Source organism: Sinorhizobium fredii (assembly GCF_002944405.1).
Taxonomy (GTDB): domain Bacteria; phylum Pseudomonadota; class Alphaproteobacteria; order Rhizobiales; family Rhizobiaceae; genus Sinorhizobium; species Sinorhizobium fredii_C.
The window spans coordinates 371,305-390,153 of the sequence record NZ_CP024307.1 but is presented as its reverse complement, the minus strand read 5'-3'; the positions used below and the strand labels follow the sequence as shown (position 1 = coordinate 390,153).

At 63.1% G+C, this 18,849-nt stretch carries 20 protein-coding genes; 10 read left to right on the top strand and 10 right to left on the bottom strand.

The annotated features are described in order from the left end of the window. Positions 1-4: 4 nt before the first annotated feature. From lptB to NXT3_RS01890, 6 genes are all read left to right on the top strand, one after another. A complete protein-coding gene (lptB, locus tag NXT3_RS01915; RefSeq protein ID WP_176536527.1) occupies positions 5-817 on the top strand; it encodes an LPS export ABC transporter ATP-binding protein in 813 nt (270 codons plus the stop codon). 140 nt (positions 818-957) lie between these two features. Next, positions 958-2,520, top strand: coding sequence for an RNA polymerase factor sigma-54 (rpoN, locus tag NXT3_RS01910; RefSeq protein WP_097537742.1), 1,563 nt, complete (start codon positions 958-960; stop codon positions 2,518-2,520). Positions 2,521-2,710: 190 nt separating this feature from the next. Further along, a complete protein-coding gene (gene hpf / locus NXT3_RS01905) occupies positions 2,711-3,283 on the top strand; it encodes a ribosome hibernation-promoting factor, HPF/YfiA family (RefSeq protein WP_037378109.1) in 573 nt (190 codons plus the stop codon). A gap of 171 nt (positions 3,284-3,454) precedes the next feature. Continuing rightward, entirely contained in the window at positions 3,455-3,919 is a 465-nt protein-coding gene (ptsN, locus tag NXT3_RS01900) for a PTS IIA-like nitrogen regulatory protein PtsN (RefSeq protein WP_037420810.1), read from the top strand. A 200-nt stretch (positions 3,920-4,119) separates the two neighbouring features. Then, positions 4,120-4,887, top strand: a complete 768-nt coding sequence (locus NXT3_RS01895; protein ID WP_097525534.1) for an SDR family NAD(P)-dependent oxidoreductase — start codon at positions 4,120-4,122, stop codon at positions 4,885-4,887. A 10-nt stretch (positions 4,888-4,897) separates the two neighbouring features. Next, positions 4,898-6,133 carry a D-arabinono-1,4-lactone oxidase gene (locus NXT3_RS01890; protein WP_104838706.1) on the top strand — a complete coding sequence of 412 codons (1,236 nt, stop codon included), beginning with the start codon at positions 4,898-4,900 and terminating at the stop codon, positions 6,131-6,133. 124 nt (positions 6,134-6,257) lie between these two features. On the opposite strand, the gene NXT3_RS01885 is transcribed toward NXT3_RS01890, so the two are convergent. The 3 genes from NXT3_RS01885 to hrcA all read right to left on the bottom strand — a co-directional run bounded on the left by NXT3_RS01885 (position 6,258) and on the right by hrcA (position 8,483). Continuing rightward, positions 6,258-6,614, bottom strand: coding sequence for an immunity protein Imm33 domain-containing protein (locus NXT3_RS01885; protein WP_097525533.1), 357 nt, complete (start codon positions 6,612-6,614; stop codon positions 6,258-6,260). 12 nt (positions 6,615-6,626) lie between these two features. After that, positions 6,627-7,253 (bottom strand): nucleotide exchange factor GrpE, encoded by a 627-nt coding sequence (gene grpE, locus NXT3_RS01880; RefSeq protein WP_037420822.1) that lies wholly within the window; start codon positions 7,251-7,253, stop codon positions 6,627-6,629. A 159-nt stretch (positions 7,254-7,412) separates the two neighbouring features. Next, positions 7,413-8,483, bottom strand: coding sequence for a heat-inducible transcriptional repressor HrcA (gene hrcA / locus NXT3_RS01875; RefSeq protein WP_097525532.1), 1,071 nt, complete (start codon positions 8,481-8,483; stop codon positions 7,413-7,415). 156 nt (positions 8,484-8,639) lie between these two features. On the opposite strand from hrcA, the gene rph reads away from it, so the two are divergent. From rph to hemW, 4 genes are read left to right on the top strand one after another with little or no spacing between them, the layout of a single operon-like run. Further along, positions 8,640-9,359, top strand: a complete 720-nt coding sequence (rph, locus tag NXT3_RS01870) for a ribonuclease PH (RefSeq protein WP_037420854.1) — start codon at positions 8,640-8,642, stop codon at positions 9,357-9,359. 52 nt (positions 9,360-9,411) lie between these two features. Further along, positions 9,412-9,828, top strand: coding sequence for a VOC family protein (locus tag NXT3_RS01865; RefSeq protein WP_037420825.1), 417 nt, complete (start codon positions 9,412-9,414; stop codon positions 9,826-9,828). A gap of 35 nt (positions 9,829-9,863) precedes the next feature. Further along, positions 9,864-10,508, top strand: a complete 645-nt coding sequence (gene rdgB / locus NXT3_RS01860; RefSeq protein ID WP_097525531.1) for an RdgB/HAM1 family non-canonical purine NTP pyrophosphatase — start codon at positions 9,864-9,866, stop codon at positions 10,506-10,508. Positions 10,509-10,519: 11 nt separating this feature from the next. Further along, positions 10,520-11,701 carry a radical SAM family heme chaperone HemW gene (gene hemW, locus NXT3_RS01855; protein WP_172900183.1) on the top strand — a complete coding sequence of 394 codons (1,182 nt, stop codon included), beginning with the start codon at positions 10,520-10,522 and terminating at the stop codon, positions 11,699-11,701. A 130-nt stretch (positions 11,702-11,831) separates the two neighbouring features. Here the strand turns inward: hemW and NXT3_RS01850 are convergent, their stop codons facing one another. The 7 genes from NXT3_RS01850 to NXT3_RS01815 form a co-directional block, all read right to left on the bottom strand. After that, complete coding sequence (locus NXT3_RS01850) at positions 11,832-12,689, bottom strand: nuclear transport factor 2 family protein (protein ID WP_097525530.1); 858 nt, start codon at positions 12,687-12,689, stop codon at positions 11,832-11,834. Between the two features lie 14 nt (positions 12,690-12,703). Then, the gene (locus NXT3_RS01845; protein WP_037420831.1) at positions 12,704-13,180 is read right to left on the bottom strand and encodes an SRPBCC family protein; all 477 of its coding nucleotides are present in this window, start codon (positions 13,178-13,180) and stop codon (positions 12,704-12,706) included. 73 nt (positions 13,181-13,253) lie between these two features. After that, positions 13,254-14,522, bottom strand: coding sequence for an RNA polymerase sigma factor (locus NXT3_RS01840; RefSeq protein WP_104838705.1), 1,269 nt, complete (start codon positions 14,520-14,522; stop codon positions 13,254-13,256). After that, complete coding sequence (locus NXT3_RS01835) at positions 14,519-14,893, bottom strand: YciI family protein (protein WP_037420835.1); 375 nt, start codon at positions 14,891-14,893, stop codon at positions 14,519-14,521. Before NXT3_RS01835 ends, NXT3_RS01840 begins: the two co-directional genes overlap by 4 nt. Before the next feature lie 165 nt (positions 14,894-15,058). Then, positions 15,059-16,501: a chromosomal replication initiator protein DnaA gene (gene dnaA, locus NXT3_RS01830; RefSeq protein ID WP_234819747.1), complete on the bottom strand. Its 1,443-nt coding sequence runs from the start codon at positions 16,499-16,501 to the stop codon at positions 15,059-15,061. A gap of 1,108 nt (positions 16,502-17,609) precedes the next feature. Beyond that, on the bottom strand, positions 17,610-17,876 hold the full coding sequence (gene rpsT / locus NXT3_RS01820) for a 30S ribosomal protein S20 (RefSeq protein ID WP_018235071.1): 267 nt from the start codon (positions 17,874-17,876) through the stop codon (positions 17,610-17,612). Between the two features lie 190 nt (positions 17,877-18,066). Then, positions 18,067-18,840, bottom strand: coding sequence for an enoyl-CoA hydratase (locus NXT3_RS01815; protein WP_037420872.1), 774 nt, complete (start codon positions 18,838-18,840; stop codon positions 18,067-18,069). Positions 18,841-18,849 lie beyond the last annotated feature (9 nt).

Below are 18,849 nucleotides of genomic sequence, written 5' to 3'. Positions count from 1 at the left end.
GGACGTGCAGATCCCCTTTCTTCCCAAACGCAAACGGGTCAAGAAACCGTCGGCGGCAGCCGTTGCTGCGCGCACGGTCGACAAGGCGCGCTATGACGGCACGCTGATCGCCCGCGGCCTGACGAAATCCTACCGCTCGCGGCGCGTCGTCAACGGCGTCTCGCTTGTCGTGCGCCGCGGCGAGGCGGTCGGTCTGCTTGGGCCGAACGGCGCCGGCAAGACGACCTGCTTCTACATGATCACCGGATTGGTCCCCGTCGACGAGGGAGCGATCGAGATCAACGGCAACGACGTCACCACCATGCCCATGTACCGCCGGGCGCGGCTCGGCGTCGGTTACCTGCCGCAGGAAGCCTCGATCTTCCGTGGGCTGACGGTGGAGGAAAACATCCGCGCCGTGCTCGAAATCCACGACAAGAATGTCGAGCGGCGCGAAAGCAAGCTCAACGACCTGCTTGGCGAATTTTCGATCACGCATTTGCGCAAATCACCGGCCATCGCCCTTTCCGGCGGCGAACGCCGCCGCCTCGAGATCGCCCGCGCCCTTGCAACCGACCCGACCTTCATGCTGCTCGACGAACCCTTTGCGGGCGTCGATCCGATCTCGGTCGCCGATATCCAGGCGCTGGTCCGGCACCTGACCTCGCGCGGCATCGGCGTCCTGATCACGGATCACAACGTCCGCGAAACGCTGGGGCTGATCGACCGCGCCTATATCATCCATGCCGGTGAAGTGCTGACCCACGGGCGCGCCAATGACATCGTCACCAATCCGGATGTGCGCAGACTTTATCTCGGCGACAATTTCAGCCTGTAACCGTGCGTGCAGGCGAATTACCGCTTCACAACGCCTCGGCGCTTGACCAAATTCCAGTAATAAGCAATTTTTGGGCCAACTAAGAAATGGCCCGTCCACGCTAGACCGGCCCGAAGAATTGACGGGAGTTTCGCGTCTGCATGGCTTTGTCCGCCAGCCTTCATTTGCGACAGTCACAGTCGCTGGTCATGACCCCGCAACTGATGCAGTCGATCCAGCTGCTTCAGATGACGCATCTCGAACTCGGCCAATTCATCGCCCAGGAAGTCGAAAAGAACCCGCTGCTGGAGTTTCAATCGGCCGAGGAGGCAGGCTCCGGCCCAGACCGGTCCGAACGCGACGAGGCAGGCCTTGCCAGCGAGACGGGCGGCGGGGCGGAGGAGAGTGGCAGCCAAAGCGACCTCTATGACAGCACCATGTCGAGCACCGGCGAGAGGCTCAGCGAAGAACTCGACGCCGACTTCGCCAACGTCTTCCAGGACGATACGGCTCCGCAGCGCGCGGATGCGCCGGAGCTGCTCGGCCAATGGAAATCGATGCCGGGCGCCGGCGGCGGCGATGATGGCGAAGGATACGATCTCGACGATTTCGTCGCCGGCCGGAAAACGCTCCGCGAGACGCTGCTCGAGCAGATCCCCTTTGCGCTTGCCGCCGCGCGCGACCGGCTGATTGCCCAGCATCTCATCGACCAACTCGACGAAGCGGGCTATCTGCATGCGGAGATCGGGGAAACGGCGGCAAGGCTTGGCGTGGCCGCGCAGGACGTGACGCGCGTCCTTTTCGTCCTGCAGCAGTTCGATCCGCCCGGCGTCTTCGCGCGCTCGCTCAGCGAATGCCTTGCCATTCAGCTGCGCTTGCGCAACCGCCTCGACCCGGCCATGGAGGCGCTTGTCGCCAATCTCGAGCTTCTGGCGCGCCGCGACTTCGCGAACCTCAAGAAGATCTGCGGGGTGGACGAGGAGGATCTCGTCGACATGCTCGCGGAGATTCGCAAGCTCGATCCGAAGCCGGGGACAAGCTTCGAGACCAGCATCACCGAGGCGATCATACCCGATGTCGTCGTCCGCTCGGCACCCGATGGCGGCTGGCTGGTCGAGCTTAACCCTGACGCGCTGCCGCGGGTCCTCGTCAATCACGACTATTTTGCCGAGGTTTCACGCCACAGCCGGAAAAACAGTGCCGAGCAGGCTTTCCTCAGCGATTGCATGCAAAACGCCAATTGGCTGACGCGCAGTCTCGACCAGCGCGCCAGGACGATCATGAAGGTCGCGAGCGAGATCGTGCGGCAGCAGGACGCTTTCCTCATCCATGGCGTCGACTACCTGCGGCCGCTGAACCTCAGGATCGTCGCCGACGCGATCAAGATGCATGAATCGACGGTGAGCCGCGTCACCTCGAACAAATACATGCTGACCCCGCGGGGTCTTTTCGAGCTGAAATACTTCTTCACCGTGTCGATCGGCTCGGCGGAAAACGGCGACGCCCATTCGGCGGAATCCGTCAGGCACCGCATCCGCACGTTGATCAGTCAGGAAAGCGCCGATGCGGTGCTGTCTGACGACGATATCGTCGATGTCCTCAAGCAGGCCGGGGTCGACATCGCACGGCGCACCGTCGCCAAATATCGCGAAGCGATGAACATCCCCTCCTCGGTCCAGCGGCGCCGCGAGAAGCGCGCGCTTGCCAAGGCAGCCGGGTTCTGATTGGGGTTTTTTTTCGGCTGCAATTGACTCGCTGCGACGCAGGCGATATGAGGCCGCCGCGAAATGCCGAGCCAGTCACTCCACTTCGGCGGCTCCACGCGCCCCGTCCGCCCCCTCGTTGAAACGCTTGGATGACGAAGGCGCTTGGAATAGACTGGATACGCAAGTCACGAACGAGAGAGGAAACTCCATGAGTGTGCGTGTATCCGGTAAACATATGGAAATCGGCGAATCGTTTCGCTCGCGCATAGGCGAGCAGGTCCGCGAGGCCGTAACCAAATATTTCGACGGAGGATATTCAAGCCAGGTCACTGTGGAAAAATCCGGCTCACGCTTCAGCGCCGACTGCAAGCTTCATCTCGACACGGGCGTGGTCTTGCAGGCAAACGGTCAGGCGAATGAACCACAGCTGGCCTTCGACGCGGCTTCGGAGCGCATCGAAAAGAGGCTCCGGCGCTACAAGCGTAAGCTCAAGGACCATCACAACGGCAATGGTCAGAATGCTACCGAGGTGGCCTACAGGGTAATGGACTCGGTTCCCTTCGAGGACGAGGAAGTTCCCGATGATTACGCACCGACCATCGTCGCCGAAAGCACGAAGCAATTGAGGACAATGTCCGTCGCCAACGCCGTCATGGCGCTCGACATGACGGACGAGCCGGTGCTGATGTTTCGCACCCCCGGCAAGGAAGATCTGAACATCGTCTATCGGCGCAATGATGGAAACATTGGCTGGATCGACGCCGCCAATATCAAAGGATGAGTGGGTTCGGGGAATGCCGGCGCGGTCGGCCTTCCCCGCCGCTCCGTTCGGCGGGCCAGGAAAGTTCGTCTTTTCTGTGAATGCGACCCACCAGCCTAAAGATGGTTGGAGCCATTGCGGCAAATTTGTGTTGAAGTTGTCAGGCTCTGACCGGCAAACGAGGATAAAAGAATGGCATTGGCAGGCTTGCTGCACCAAAATGCGATCATCCCGGCCATGAGGGCCAACTCGAAAAAGCAACTCCTTCTGGAATTGGCAGCAAAAGCATCGAAGCTCACCGGTCTGCCGGAACGGGAGATTTTCGACGTCATCCTGCAGCGCGAACGCCTCGGCTCGACCGGCGTCGGCAACGGCATTGCCATCCCGCACGGAAAGCTCAGCAATCTTTCTTCGCTCGTCGGCATCTTCGCACGGCTTGAAACGCCGGTCGATTTTGAAGCCCTTGACGACCAGCCGGTGGACCTCGTCTTCCTTCTGCTCGCCCCGGAAGGCGCCGGCGCCGATCACCTCAAGGCGCTGTCGCGCATTGCGCGGGTGCTGCGCGACCATGACATGGTGACGCGCATCCGGGCGACCGATTCCGCCAGCGCCATCTATATGCTCCTCAATGAGGACACGACCTCGCACGCCGCGTAAAAGCGGCCGTAGTGGAGCGGGCCGGATTCACTTGCGCTTCGCTGACCGAGACCGATCGTGTTTCCGTCCGCGTCCGGATTGATCAAACAATTCAAGCGTTCCGCTGCTCTCGCCCACCCGAAAAGGGCTATCGACAGCTTCCCCGTCGTCAACAATAATCCACTCCGGCATTCGATCGGCGATGCGGGGAGGACGACATCATGACGGGCAGGCTTTCGGGCAAGGTCGCGTTGATCAGTGGCGGCGCCGGCGGCTGCGGGCTGGCGGCCTCCGAGCTTTTCGCGCGCGAGGGCGCCAAGGTCGGCATCGTCGACCTGCCGAAGAGCAAAGGCGAGGAGGTTGCAGCCGCCATTCGCGCCCGGGGCGGTGAGGCCGTGTTCGCGGCCGCCGACGTCTCGGTCTCGGCCGACGTGAGTGCGGCGGTCCGCCCCGTCGAGGATGCCTTCGGCCCGATCACCGTCCTCTTCAATCATGCCGGCATTCTCGCCGTCGGACCCTTCCTCGAAACCGAAGAGGCGGAGTGGGACCGGCTGATGGCGGTGAACGTGAAGAGCATGTTCCTGATGACCAAGGCGGTGCTACCGGGCATGATCGGCGCTGGCGGCGGCAGCATCGTCTGCACCTCGTCGATCTCGGCAGTCGCGGCGACGCCGATGGAGGTGCTCTACGACACGACAAAGGGCGCCTGCCACATGTTCGCCCGGGCGATCGCCGTCGAGTTTCGCGACCGCGGCATTCGCTGCAACGCCGTCTGCCCGGGCTTCATCGCCACCGATCACGGCAAGCGCGAGCTCGCCGGCCTCACCAAACACGGCGTCGATGTGTCCGAAGCGGCAATCGCCGCCCAGCAGGGGAGGATGTGCGATCCGATGGAGGTCGCCAATGCCGCGCTGTTCCTGGCGAGCGACGAGGCGAGCTTCGTCAACGGCACGCATCTCTTCGTCGACAATTGCTTCACGGCCGTCTGAGGAGACAAGCATGCTGCAAGCGGGTGGTCATTGGCGCAACTGGGTCGGAAATCAGTCCTGCATCGTCCGTCACAGGGGCGTGCCGGAGAGCGAAGCGGAACTTGCCGAGATGGTGCGGGAAGCGACGTCCGCCGGTCTCAACGTTCGCTGCGCCGGCTCCGGCCATTCCTTCACACCGGTCGCGCTGACGAGCGGCCTGCATCTGACGCTGTCCGGCATGCAGGGCGTCACCCAAATCGACCAAGCACGCAAACGGATATCGGTCAGCGCCGGAACGACGATCAACCAGCTCGGCAAGGCGCTGAAACCGAACGGCCTGTCGCTCATCAACCAGGGTGACATCGACAGCCAGGCGCTCGCCGGCGCGCTCACCACCGGCACGCACGGCACCGGCGCATCGCTCGGCAACATGGCGTCGCAGATCGTCGGCATGCGCCTGGTGCAGCCGGACGGCTCGATCCTCGTCGTCGACGAGACGACGCCGGATCTCCTGGAGGCCTCCCGCGTCTCCGTCGGCATGCTCGGCGTCATCTCGGAAATCACCCTTCAGGTGATGGACAGCTACAACCTTCATGAAAAGCTGTGGCGCTGCGACTTCGACGAATGCATGGAGCAGCATGACGAGCTCGCCGCGAAGCATCGCCATTTCGGCTTCTTCTGGTGCCCGGTTCCGGAAAGCCGCCATTGCTACTGTCTGCCGGATACATCATCCGTCTCGACGACGGAAAAGACCGCCGATGTCTGCGAAATGAAGGTGATCGACATCACCGAGCGCCCGCCGATGGACGGGGCCTTCGAGCGGATCGCCTATTCCTCGGAAATCTACCCGATCGAATATGTCCCGAACTTCCACGAACTCGAATATGCGGTGCCCGTCGCACACGGCAAGGAGGCCGTCCGCGCTGTGCGCCAGCTGATGCTCGAGAAGCACCCGACCTGCATCTACCCGATCGAATACCGCTTCACCGCTGGCGATTCCGGCTGGATCAGCCCATTCTTCGAGCAGGATTCGATCACGCTTTCGGTCTCCGGCGAACCGGGCACCGACTATTGGGACTATCTGAAGGACGTCGACACAATCCTGCGCCAATATGGCTCGCGCCCGCATTGGGGCAAGCTGCACTTCTTGGGCGCCGAAGACGTGACGGCGCTCTATCCGCGCTCCGGCGATTTCCGGGCGCTACGGGCGAAGGTCGATCCGGAGGGCCGCTTCCTGAACGACCATCTCCGGCAGCTTTTTGGGTAGGACCCCTGCGAGGTCGTTTGCAAGCAAGCAACGTCAAACGCCGCTTCACCTTACGCGGTCGCTCCAAACGCGGGTCGGAGGAATAGCTGCGGCACTGAGCCCGGGCAAGCAGCACACCAAAATATCAGACGCTCAATAACGACCCGTCGTACCAAACATCCTCATAATTCCCGCTAATCAGAAATCGCCATCCGGGCGGCAAAGCAAGATACTTCTGAATCTCAGGATACCAACCAGCCAAATGCCGCACATGCAGTGGTTTAAAGAAATCCGTGTCCGCAGATAGCATTTCACCGGCCCATATATACCAGCCGGTGGTGTCGCCTTCGGGCGGATGACGCAAGCCATTTATGGGCGTTTTACCATCCCAGCCGTTCAGAGCGATCCCTACCTTCATCCCTGGTGGTGAAAGGTAGTAAGCCGTGCCGTATTTCGCGCAGATTTCTTTCTGCGCATTTTCGACTGCGTCGGTCAGGTCCAACCTCCTCCGCCCTCAGGCGGCAGGCGTCTCGCTTTCCGCGGCGGCGACCTTCGGGCCACCCTTGGCGACGCCGACCATGGCCGGGCGCAACACGCGCTCGCCGATCGTGTAGCCGGCCTGGACAACCTGGACGACCGTGTTGTTCGGAACCTCGGTGTTCGGAACCTCGAACATCGCCTGGTGGAAGTTCGGATCGAATTTCTGGCCGGTCGGGTCCAGCTGCTTGACGCCGTGGCGCTCGAGCGCCGCCAGCATGGAGCGCTCGGTCATCTCGACGCCTTCGATCAGCGCGGCGAGGCCGGCATCGGCGGATTCCCTTGCTTCGGCCGGAATGGCTTCCAGCGCGCGGCGCAGATTGTCGGAGACGGCCAGCATGTCGCGCGCAAAGCCGGCGACGGAATAAGACTTGGCGTCCTTCACCTCGCGCTCGGTGCGCCGGCGCAGATTGTCCATCTCGGCGGCGAGGCGAAGATATTTATCGCGCAGCTCCGCACTTTCGGCCTTGGCGAGCTCCAGCGGGTCCGGCGCAGCGGCAGAAGTCTCGGCCTCCGGCTTCTCCACCGCGTCCGGCGCGGCGGCCTTTGCAACCTCTTCCGGCGCTGCGGCCTCAGCTCCGTTCTTGTTCGTTTCGTCGGTCATGACGGTCTCCGAATGTCTTGTCTTTGGCGTGTTCGGCATCATCAAACCAGCGGAAGTCGCTTTGCTTGAACGTTCTGTTGCCTGGATTTGAAGCCGATATCGAGGTTTGAGCCCGAAAAATCAAGGGTCCAATCGGTCTATTCGTCCAAAAGGATTCGCTCAGCGCGACAGTCGCGACATGAGCTGGGCGGTGTAATCGACCATGGGCACGATCCGGGAGTAATTGAGCCGCGTCGGGCCGATGACGCCGACGGCGCCGACGATCCGGTCGTCGCTGTCGCGATAGGGTGCGACGATCAGCGACGATCCGGAGAGCGAAAACAGCTTGTTTTCCGAGCCGATGAAGATGCGCACGCCCGGACCGCTTTCGGCAAGATTGAGAAGCTCGATCAGGCTGTCCTTCTTTTCGAGATCGTCGAACAGCATGCGCAGCCGCTCGATGTCCTCGCTTCCTTCCAGGCCCTCGAGCAGGTTGGCACGTCCGCGCACGATCAGGCGCGCCGGCTTCTCGTCGCCCTCGCTGCCCGACCAGATCGCAAGGCCGCGCTCGACCAGGTCCTGCGACAGCGCGTCGAGTTCGCCGCGCACGGTCTTCTTGACCTTTTCGAGCTGGGCGCGCAGTTCCGGAATGGTCTGCCCGGCAAGATGGGCATTGACGAAGTTCGCCGCCTCGGTGAGCTGCGCGCTGGTGACGCCAGCCGGCAGCTCGATGATGCGGTTCTCCACCTGGTCGTGATCGCCGACGAGGACCGCAAGCGCCTTGGTTGGCGCGAGCCGGATGAATTCGACGTGTTTCAGCACCGGATCGCTTTTGGTGGTGATGACGAGGCCGGCGCCGCGGGACATGCCGGAAAGCATCTGGCTTGCCTCAGTGAGAAGACTTTCGACCGGTTGGTCCCGCCGCACCTGCCGCTCGATCGAGGTCCGCTCCTCGGTGGAAAGCTTGCCGACCTGCATGAAAGCATCGACGAAGAAGCGCAGGCCTGTCTGGGTCGGCAAGCGGCCCGCACTGACATGCGGCGAATAAATGAGCCCTAGATCCTCGAGATCGCTCATCACGTTGCGCACCGAGGCGGGCGACAGCGACATCGGCAGGAGGCGGGAGAGATTGCGTGAACCGAGCGGCTCGCCGCTTTCCAGATAGGTTTCCACGATGCGGCGGAAGATCTCGCCGGAGCGCTCGTCCAGCGTCGATGCGATCCCCTGCTTTTGAGGGTTGCGCAGTACCATGTCACTCCATGCAAACAACCGTTCGTGTCGCCGAAGAATATAGTGATCCGCCGGGGCAATGGCAAAAGGGAAAAATCACCGTCCCGGCCCGATATCAGGCGGTTCCCTTTGGGGGCGCCATGATCTAGAAGGCTGCTGAGAACACAGGAGTTGAAGATGCGGCCATCCGGCAGAAAAACCGACCAAATGCGCAAGGTTTCCTTCGAGCGCAATTTCTCCAAGCATGCGGAAGGGTCCTGTCTGGTGCGCTTCGGCGACACGCACGTGCTCTGTACCGCGAGTCTCGAAGAGAAGGTCCCCGCCTGGCTGCGCAACGGCGGCAAGGGCTGGATCACGGCGGAATACGGGATGCTGCCGCGGGCGACCGGCGAGCGGATGAAACGCGAGGCCGCCGCCGGCAGACAGAGCGGCCGCACACAGGAGATCCAGCGGCTGATCGGCCGTTCGCTCCGGGCCGTCGTCGATCTGCCGGCGCTCGGCGAGCGGCAGATTTCGATCGACTGCGACGTGCTCCAGGCGGATGGCGGCACCCGAACCGCCTCGATCACCGGCGCCTGGATTGCCCTGCACGACTGCCTGAAATGGATGGAAGCGCGCAACATGATCAAGGTCGAGAGGGTGCTCAAGGACCATGTCGCCGCCATTTCCTGCGGCATCTTCGCCAACCAGGCGGTGGTCGATCTCGACTATCTGGAAGACTCGGCCGCTGAAACCGACGCCAATTTCGTCATGACGGGCAGCGGCGGTCTCGTCGAGATCCAGGGAACGGCGGAAGGAAAACCCTTCAGCGAGGAAGAGTTCGCAAGCCTGATGCAACTCGCCAAGGACGGCATCGCCGAGCTCGTGGCGCTGCAGAAGCAGGCGATCGCCGGCTAGCGGTAGGCGGGGCGCGCGCGCCCGCTTTGGCTGACAGAAGAGAGGATTGGCATTGGCTCCGGCTCTTGAAGGCATCCTCGAAACCGCACTCTATGCGCACGATCTGGATGCGGCCGAGGCATTCTACGGCAACGTGCTCGGACTGACGCGAATCACGCGGGCCGGCAACCGCCACGTCTTCTTCCGTTGCGGCGACGGCGTGCTGTTGATCTTCAATCCGGCGGAAACGGTGAAGCCACCCGCGGCCGGCGCGCTGCCCGTGCCGCCGCATGGCACGCAAGGCAACGGGCACATGTGCTTCCGTGTCGCGGCGCAGGCGCTCGATGCCTGGAAGGCGAAGCTGGAGGCGGCGGGAGTTGCAGTCGAGGCGGATGTCCGCTGGCCGAACGGCACCCGCTCCTTCTACTTCCGCGATCCGGCCGGAAACAGCCTTGAATGCGCGGAACCCGGCCTCTGGGCCATCGATTGATGACGCTTTGAACGTTTGGACGGAACGAAACTCGAATGCGCAAACTGGTTGACAAGACACTCGTGGTGGCAAGCCACAATGCCGGCAAGATCCGCGAAATCCGTGACCTGATCGGACCGCTCGGCTTCGAGGCAAGATCGGCCGCCGATCTCAATTTCATCGAGCCGGACGAGACCGGCACGACCTTCGAGGAGAACGCGACGATCAAGGCGCTCGCCTCTGCCAAAGCCTCCGGCCTGCCGGCGCTTTCGGACGATTCGGGCCTTGCCATCGATGCGCTCGGCGGCGCTCCCGGCGTCTACACCGCCAATTGGGCGGAACGCGACGACGGCAGCCGCGACTTCGCGATGGCCATGGAAAAGGTCGAAAAAGAGCTCAGGGAGAAAGGTGCGACGGAGCCGGGCGAGCGTACCGCCCGCTTCGTCTCGGTGCTCTGCCTTGCTTGGCCGGACGGGCATGTCGAGCTCTTTCGCGGCGAAGTCGAAGGCTACGTCGTCTGGCCGCCGCGCGGCACGAGCGGCTTCGGCTATGATCCGGTCTTCCAGCCCAAGGGCTACGCCACCACGTTCGGAGAAATGAGCGCCGAAGAGAAGCACGGCTGGAAGCCGGGCGACGCGGACGCGCTCTCGCATCGCGCCCGCGCCTTCAAGCTGTTTGCCGAGACCTGCCTCGGCGCCTGAGAACGAGAATGATCCAGACGGCCCCGCTTTCGGCAATCGGTGACGGCATGGACCCGGGCTTCGGCGTCTATGTACACTGGCCGTTCTGTGCCGCCAAATGCCCCTATTGCGACTTCAACAGCCATGTCCGCCACCAGCCGGTGGACCAGCCGCGCTTCGTCGCCGCCTTTCTACAGGAGATGGCGGCGGTGCGGGCGCTGTCAGGCCCGAGAACGGTGACCAGCATTTTCATGGGCGGCGGCACGCCGTCGCTGATGGACCCGGCGACCGTCGCCGCGATCCTCGACGGCACAGCGAAGCACTGGCATGTGCCGGATGGCATAGAGATCACCATGGAGGCCAACCCCTCGAGCGTCGAGGCGACACGCTTCCACGGCTATCGTTCTGCCGGCGTCAACCGTGTCTCCCTCGGCGTCCAGGCGCTGAACGACCGCGACCTGAAATTCCTAGGCCGGCTGCATAATGTCGAGGATGCGTTGAAAGCGGTGCGGCTGGCGCGCGAAATCTTCCCGCGCATGTCCTTCGACCTGATCTATGCGCGGCCGGACCAGACAGTCGACGAATGGGAGCGCGAGCTGAAGGAGGCGGTTTCCTACGCCGTCGATCATCTGTCGCTCTACCAGCTCACCATCGAAGAAGGCACGCCCTTCTTCGGGCTGCACAAGGCCGGCAAGCTGATCGTTCCGGATGGCGAACAATCGGCGGTGCTTTACGAGGCGACCCAGGAGATCACGGCGGCGATCGGCATGCCGGCCTACGAGGTCTCCAACCATGCCCGGCCGGGGGCGGAAAGCCGGCACAACCTCACCTATTGGCGCTATGGCGACTATGCGGGGATCGGACCCGGCGCCCACGGGCGGCTTACGGTTGGCGGCAGCAAGATCGCGACCGCAACGGAACGGAACCCGGAGGCGTGGCTGCGCCTCGTCGAAGAACGCGGCGAAGGCATCACCGAACAGGAGCCGCTCGACCTGGAAGCCCAGGCCGACGAATTGCTGCTGATGGGCTTGAGGCTTCGGGAAGGCGTCGATCTTGCCCGCTGGCAGAGCCTCTCCGGCCGGGATCCGGATCCGGAGCGCGAACAGTTCCTGATCGATCACGGCTTCGTCGAGCGGCTCGGCAATTCACGCCTGCGCTGCACGCCGGCCGGCATGCTGATCCTCGATGCGGTGGTCGCCGACCTCGCCTGCTGACGGCTGGGAGGAAGCGGAGCGCGGATTGCCCCTCTCCTCGCATGCGGCGCAGGCGGGGAGAGGGGACTGATGGCGACGCGGCATAGCCCTTCGCCCCGCCTGCGGGGAGCCGGCAGGCGGATGAGGCTCGTCAGCTCTTCTTCACCGGCGCGACTATTCCCCAGGTGACTCCAAAGGGATCGCGCAGCTGACCGTAATAGTCGCCCCAGAAGGCGATCTCCAGCGGCATCGTCACCTCCGCCCCCGCCGCGACGGCCCGCTCCCACCAGAAATGGGCGTCGTCGACGAGGAGGTGCAGCACAAACCCCTCTGGCGCCTTCCAGGGAATGCCGAACTCCGGGAAGGGGTCGTTCAGCATCAGCGCGCCGCCGTTGATCGTCAAATGGCAATGGATGAGGCGCTTGCCGTCCTCGGCATATTTTCGGTCCTCCTCCTTGGCGGCAAAGGCGCGGGCATAGAATTTGGCGGTCGCGTCCGCATTCTCGACGTTGAGATAGGCGATAACGCCCGCCATCGGCGGATGCGGGGGCGCGTTCCAGTCGATCTTTGATGTGGGCTCGAGATCGACCGCCGCCTTGAGGCTGCCGTCCATGTAGAAGGGGACGGATTCGTGCTGGTGGGCGATCTTCCAGCCCTTGTCGGTGCGTTTCAGGCCGAGCGTCTGGCGATACCAGAGCGCGACTTTCGATCCGTCCTGCTTCTCGCCGGAAAGATGGGCCAAGGACGTGGCGAAGGCGACGTCGCCGCTTGCGGAAATGTCGAGCTCCTGTAGCCGGTAGCCGAGCGGTCCTCTCCAGGTCGAGAACCATTGCTCAAGTCCATCGGCGTCGGCGTCCGAGCCCTTCAGCGGCGGCGCCAGCGAAAAGACGAGACAATCCTTGGTGCCATGCGAGAGGACGCGATCGGCATCCTTCTGGCGCAATGCCTCCGCCCAGTCTTCGATCACCGCCCGAATCTCCGCGGTGCTGCTGCTCTCGGTGCTGGACATATTCCGTCCTCCGCTCAGAGTTTTGCGACAAGGGCCGCGAGCTGGTCGGCACACTGGCCCCAGCCCTCGTGAAAGCCCATCTTCTCGTGGGCCTCGCGATCGGCGACGCTCCAGTGGCAGGCGCGGGCGGTGTAACGGGTCTTGCCGCCCTCCTCCTCGAAGGTCAGGATCGCCGTCATGAAGGGCTTTTCGGAGGGCTTCCAGGCTTCCGTATAGGCGTCGGTCATGACCAGCTTCTCGTTCGGCACGACTTCGAGATAGACGCCCTGGTTGGGATAAAGCTCGCCCTCCGGCGAGCGCATGACGAAACGGTTGGTGCCGCCCGGCCGGACATCGAGCTCCGCTTCCGTGATCGTCCACGGCAAGGGCGCGAACCATTGCTTCAGCAGCTCCGGATCCGTGAAGGCGCGATAGACTTTCTCACGCGGCGCGTCGATCAGGCGGATCAAAATCAGTTCGCGTTCGTTGGCGACGTCGGCTGCTGCGGTCATTTGCAATTCCTCCTTGCTGGGTTCGAACCTAGGACGATGGGGGAGATCGAGTCCCGACAGCGGCAGAAGATTTTTATTGCTGACCTCCGCGCGAGGTGCCCGCCTCTCCTGCAAGATGGTCGAGCTGCTTGCGGATATAAGCTGCCTCCGCCGCGTTGGTCGCAAGCGCGATCGCCTGGTCGAAGGCAATCCGCGCCTCGCGCGCCCGGCCCATCTGCTTGAGCAGGCCGCCGCGCAGGCCGTGGAAATAGAAGTAGCCGGAGAGCCTGTCGGCGAGCGGCTCGACCAGTGCCAGCGCCGCCTCCGGCCCCTGTCGCTTCGAGACGGCCACCGCGCGGTTAAGGGTGACGACCGGGGACGGCTGCAGACGCTCGAGCGCCTGGTAGAGCAGGTCGATCTCCTCCCAATCCGTCCCTTCCGGCCGCTCGGCGCGCGCGTGCAGGGCCGCAATTGCCGCCTGGATCTGGTAGGGACCGGGGCGGCGATGGCGCATCGCCTTGTCGATCATCGCCAGCGCCTCGGTGATCATCGGCCGGCTCCACAGCGAGGGATCCTGATCATCGAGGAGGACGATGGCGCCATGCGCGTCGAAGCGGGCACGAGCGCGCGAATGCTGGAGAAGCAGGAGCGCCGTCAGCCCCATGATTTCGGGCTCCGCCGGAAACAGGCGCAAGAGCAGTCGGGAGAGCCGGATCGCTTCGTCGCAGAGATCCGCGGACACGCCCTCGGGGCCGTTCATGCCCGAATAGCCCTCGTTGAAGACGAGGTAGATCATCGTCGCGACGGCCGCGAGCCGCTCAGCGCGGTCCGCGGCGTCCGGCGTTTCGAACGGGATGCCGGCCGCAGCGACCCGCGCCTTGGCACGGGTGATGCGCTGTTCCATCGCTGCCTCGCTGACGAGAAAGGCGCGGGCGATCTGCTTGACGGTAAGGCCGGAGACGATGCGGAGCGCCAGCGCGATCTGCTGTGTCGCCGGCAGGGCCGGATTGCTGCAGACAAAGAGCAGCCGCAGGATGTCGTCGCGATAATGCGCGCCGTCGAGACGGTCGGCAAGCTCGCTTTCCCGGTCCCCGAGGTCGGAGAGAATGTCCTCCGGCGGCAGGGGCGTCTCGCGCGCTTGCCGCCGGACCTTGTCGATACCGCTGTTGCGGCCGACGAAAATCAGCCAGGCGGCGGGATCGCGCGGCGGTCCGTTCGTCGGCCAGGTCTTCAATGCCCGGATACAGGCCTCCTGGAAGGCTTCCTCCGCCAGATCGAGATTGCGGAAATAGCGCAGCAGCGCGCCCATGGCCTGCGGCCGCGCGGAAACAAGGGCAAGGTCGATCCAGGCCGTGTCGGTCATGGGGCAAGCTCGCCCGGTTTGTAGAGAGAAAGCGGGCGGATCTCGTAGGAGCCGGCGGCCGGATTGGCGGCACTCAGCTCGCGGGCAAAATCCAGCGCCTCGTCGAGCGATGCGCAATCGATCAGGTAGAAGCCGAGCAGTTGCTCCTTGGTCTCGGCGAAGGGTCCGTCCATGACAACGGTCTCGCCCGGCCGGTGGCGCAATGTGGTGGCCGCGGTCGTCGGCAGAAGCCGTGCAACCGGGCCGAGTTTGCCGGCTTCGACATATTTGCGCTGGACCGCCGTCAGGTCGCGCATGACCTGGTCGTCCTCCTCTTTGGTCCAGGCACTGGTGACGTCTTCCGTATTGTAGCAAAGCACCGCGTAAAGCATCGAGACCTCTCCCGCTTCGATTGAATAGACGAATGACGAAAGAGATAGCCGACAAGCGCGGCGAAAAAAACACGGGGCAAGCCGCATGCCACGCACACCCGCGGGTGCCGGCCAACAAAAAGCCCGGTCGAACCGGGCTTTTCGTAACTACAAGCTTACCTATCCCTATTCATTGATCAGGCGCTTGAGCAGCTCGATCTCGTGGCTGAGCTTCGTGTCGCCCGCGATCAGTTCCTCGATCTTGCGCACCGCGTGCAAGACGGTCGTGTGATCGCGGCCCCCGAAGCGGCGGCCGATTTCCGGGAAGGAGCGCGGCGTCAGCGTCTTCGAAAGATACATGGCGATCTGGCGCGGCTTGACGATGACGCGGGTGCGGCGGTTCGAGACGAGTTCCTGACGCGAGACGTTATAATGCTTGGCGACGATGCGTTGGATGTCCTCGATGCGAACGCGGCGCGGCTCACCGGCATTGACGAGATGGCCGAGGAGCTCGTCGACGCGCTCGATCGACAGCTGCGGCTCGAAGGAGCGGCGGAAGAGGAGTTGGTTGAAGGCCCCTTCCAGTTCGCGGCCGCTGGCGGTGACGTTGCGCGCCACATGGGACAGGATTTCCTGCGGAATATCGAGCGACCCATCGTCCTGACGGGCCGCTTCGAGGCGGCGCTTCAGCATTTCGAGGCGCATCTCGTAGTCCGGGCCCTCCATCTCGATCGCCACGCCGCCCTGCAGGCGCGAGCGAACGCGGCTATCGAGCGATTCCAGTTCCCAGGGCGCCCGGTCCGCCGCCACGACCACCTGCTTGGCCGAGTCGAGCAGCATGTTCAGGAGATGGCAGAATTCGTGCTGGATCGACTTGCCCTGCAGGAACTGCATGTCGTCGATGACGAGAAGATCGATGTTGCGCAGCGATTCCTTCAGCGACAGCGCGTCGTTGTCACGGATCGCGGTGGCGAAACGCCACATGAAATATTCGGCCGTCAGATAGACGACGCGCGGCGCCCGGGCGCTCTGCAGAGCCGCTAGTGCGATCGCCTGCAGGAGATGCGTCTTGCCGAGGCCGACGCTCGAGTGAATGAACAGCGGATTGAAGCGCACGGCGCCGGCGCCGGCCTCCGCGATGGTGCGAGCGGCAGCGAGCGCAACGCGGTTGGAGGAGCCTTCGACGAAGCTCTCGAAATTGTAGCGCTGGTCGAGCGGCGAGCCGAAAAGCGGCGCCTGGGCCGGCTTTGCGGCGGCGGCGACCGTGGCGGCGGCAGCGGCGACCGGCTGCGGCGAGGCCGTGCGGCGGACCGGGGCAGCGGGCGCAGGTTCGGCTGCCGCAGTCGCTGCCTCCTCGTGAACCGCCGGACGCTGGCCGCGGGTCGCGGTGCGGACGAGGATCTCCACTTTCAGGATCTCACCGTCTTCCTGCTGGAAAATATTGGTGATCAGATCGAGATAGCGATTGTTGATCCACGACTTCAGGAACGTCGTCGGCACCGACAGGCGCACGACGCTTTTCGATACCGAATGGAGCTTGAGACGCCCGAACCAGCTGGCGAAGACATCCGGACCGACCTGGGCTTTTAGACGCGCACTTACCCGCTCGAAAAGTGCGTCATGCCGCATGTCGTGCTTTTCCCCCGCCGCCTGAGACTGATTGCTTCCGGCCTGAAATCCTTCAGACGCCGTCGCCAAATTCATCTGCATGTTGCCGCCTTCCAATATCATTGTCCGATGCCGTCATTGCTGCCGGCGTCATTCTTTTATCCATCGGACACGGCCGCCTTCCGAAGCCATGCCGCGTCCGACGGACGCCCTGTCGCAGTGAATCGGGCTCCTCATAATCCCGCCCCGCTGCGCGCTGCGCGCACCCGCTCGCCTCGAACAAGCGAATGTCCCCTCGCGCCTCCTGCATGCTTCCCTGAACCGGCTTCGATTCAAGGACGGAACCATGCAGCACTCAAAACTCTACAGCGACCTTTGCGCACCGAGACGAGGTGCGTGGCGCTGTAGTCCTATCGATTCCGCGTGGCCGTTTTCAAGCCATCCGGTCCTATTCATAGCGACTACGCCGCACCCTCGTACGAAGCGGGTAGCCCGGGCCTCCTTCCTCTTGAACGAACACCGACACAGTACCGATCGGGGCCGCGCACGACACAACCTTAAGACGAAATGTCCTCGTTCCGCGGCGACGGATCGCCCGGTTCACCATCTCGACTTGTCTGATTGAGCGACGTGGATTTCCCCCGCCACAGGGAACAGAAAGCCCAAAGCCATCTCGTTGAAATGACTCCAAACCTCCTTGATACAGATGTGATCCGTGTCCCCTGTGGAAGCCATTTAGGCAGGATCGATGGGTAAGATCAATGGCGATTTTTACCGCTTCTTAAGCGCTGGCAGTTGACTCTCGTGCCGCGTTTTGCATGCGGGTTTGCGAGTCCCGAAAGAATCCCTGTTGAATCAAGGGTTTTAATTTTTGCTGCCGTGTTTAGCTGGCGAAAAAGAAAAAAAATAAAAATCTGCTTGACTCACTTCGCCCCGAAGAGGGCAAGCCGCCGACACCTATTCCTTGTGACAACCTCGCGCAACCGCTTGAAATTGTTTCAATAATTTTGTCACGCCACTGACACAACCATCCTTCTGGCAGGCTAGTCACGACCATGGCAGAATTATGAATCCGAAAAGCCCGGCGCACGCGCCGGGCTTTTCATCAACTGCTTATTATTTAGCCGGGTTAGGCCGAAAGCGACTTCACGCGCTGGGCCAGACGGGACACTTTGCGCGACGCCGTGTTGGCGTGCAGCACGCCCTTGGTGGCGGCGCGCATCAGTTCCGGCTGAGCTGCCTTCAGGGCAGCGGCGGCGGCTGCCTGATCGCCGGAAGCGATCGCCTCTTCAACCTGGCGGACGAAGGTGCGGACGCGCGAACGACGAGCCTTGTTCACTGCGGTACGGCGTGCGATCTTGCGGGTCGCCTTTTTCGCCGAAGTTGTATTGGCCATTGATGCCTCTCTTCGAAAACTGACATGAACTCCGCCTTCGCCGTGCCGGGTCACTGCGACCTGTCATCGAAGCAATTCGGGAGCAGTATCGGAAAGCCATGCGAGATGGCGTTTCAAACTGAGGGCGGCGTATAGCGGGAAAGCGCCCGCGCGTCAACGCGCATTTTGCGAAATCCCGCACCTTGCCGATTCACCTGTGCTTGAATTCCGCCTTGCGCTTCGCCACGAAGGCGGCCATCCCCTCCTTCTGATCCTCGGTGGCGAAAAGCGCCTGGAACAGCCGCCGCTCGAAACGCAGGCCCTCGGCAAGCGTTACTTCCAGCGAGCGGTTGACCGCTTCCTTGGCCATCATCACCGCCGGAAGCGCGAAGGAGGCGATCTTCTCGGCGGCGCCGAGCGCCTCTTCCATCATTTTGTCGGGCGCAACGATGCGCGCAACGAGGCCGGCCCGCTCCGCCTCTGCCGCGTCCATCATGCGGCCGGTCAGAATCAGGTCCATCGCCTTCGCCTTGCCGACCGCGCGCGTCAGGCGCTGCGATCCGCCCATGCCGGGAATGACGCCGAGGGTGATCTCCGGCTGGCCGAATTTCGCCGTCTCCGAGGCGATGATGAAGTCGCACATCATCGCAAGCTCGCAGCCGCCGCCAAGCGCAAAGCCCGACACGGCGGCAATCATCGGCTTGCGGGCGCCGGCGACGTGTTCCCATCCGCCGAGAAAGTCGCCGAGATAGCTGTCGACGAAATCGAGCGACTGCATTTCCTTGATATCGGCGCCGGCCGCGAAGGCCTTTTCCGAGCCGGTGATGACGATCGCGCCGACCCCCTTGTCCGCGTCGAAGGCCCTCAACGCCGCGTCAAGCTCGCGCATCAGGGTCGAGTTCAGTGCGTTCAGCGCCTGCGGCCGATTGAGAGTGATCAGGCCGACGCGCCCGCGCGTTTCGACCAGCAGCGTCTCGTAACTCATTGTCGTCTC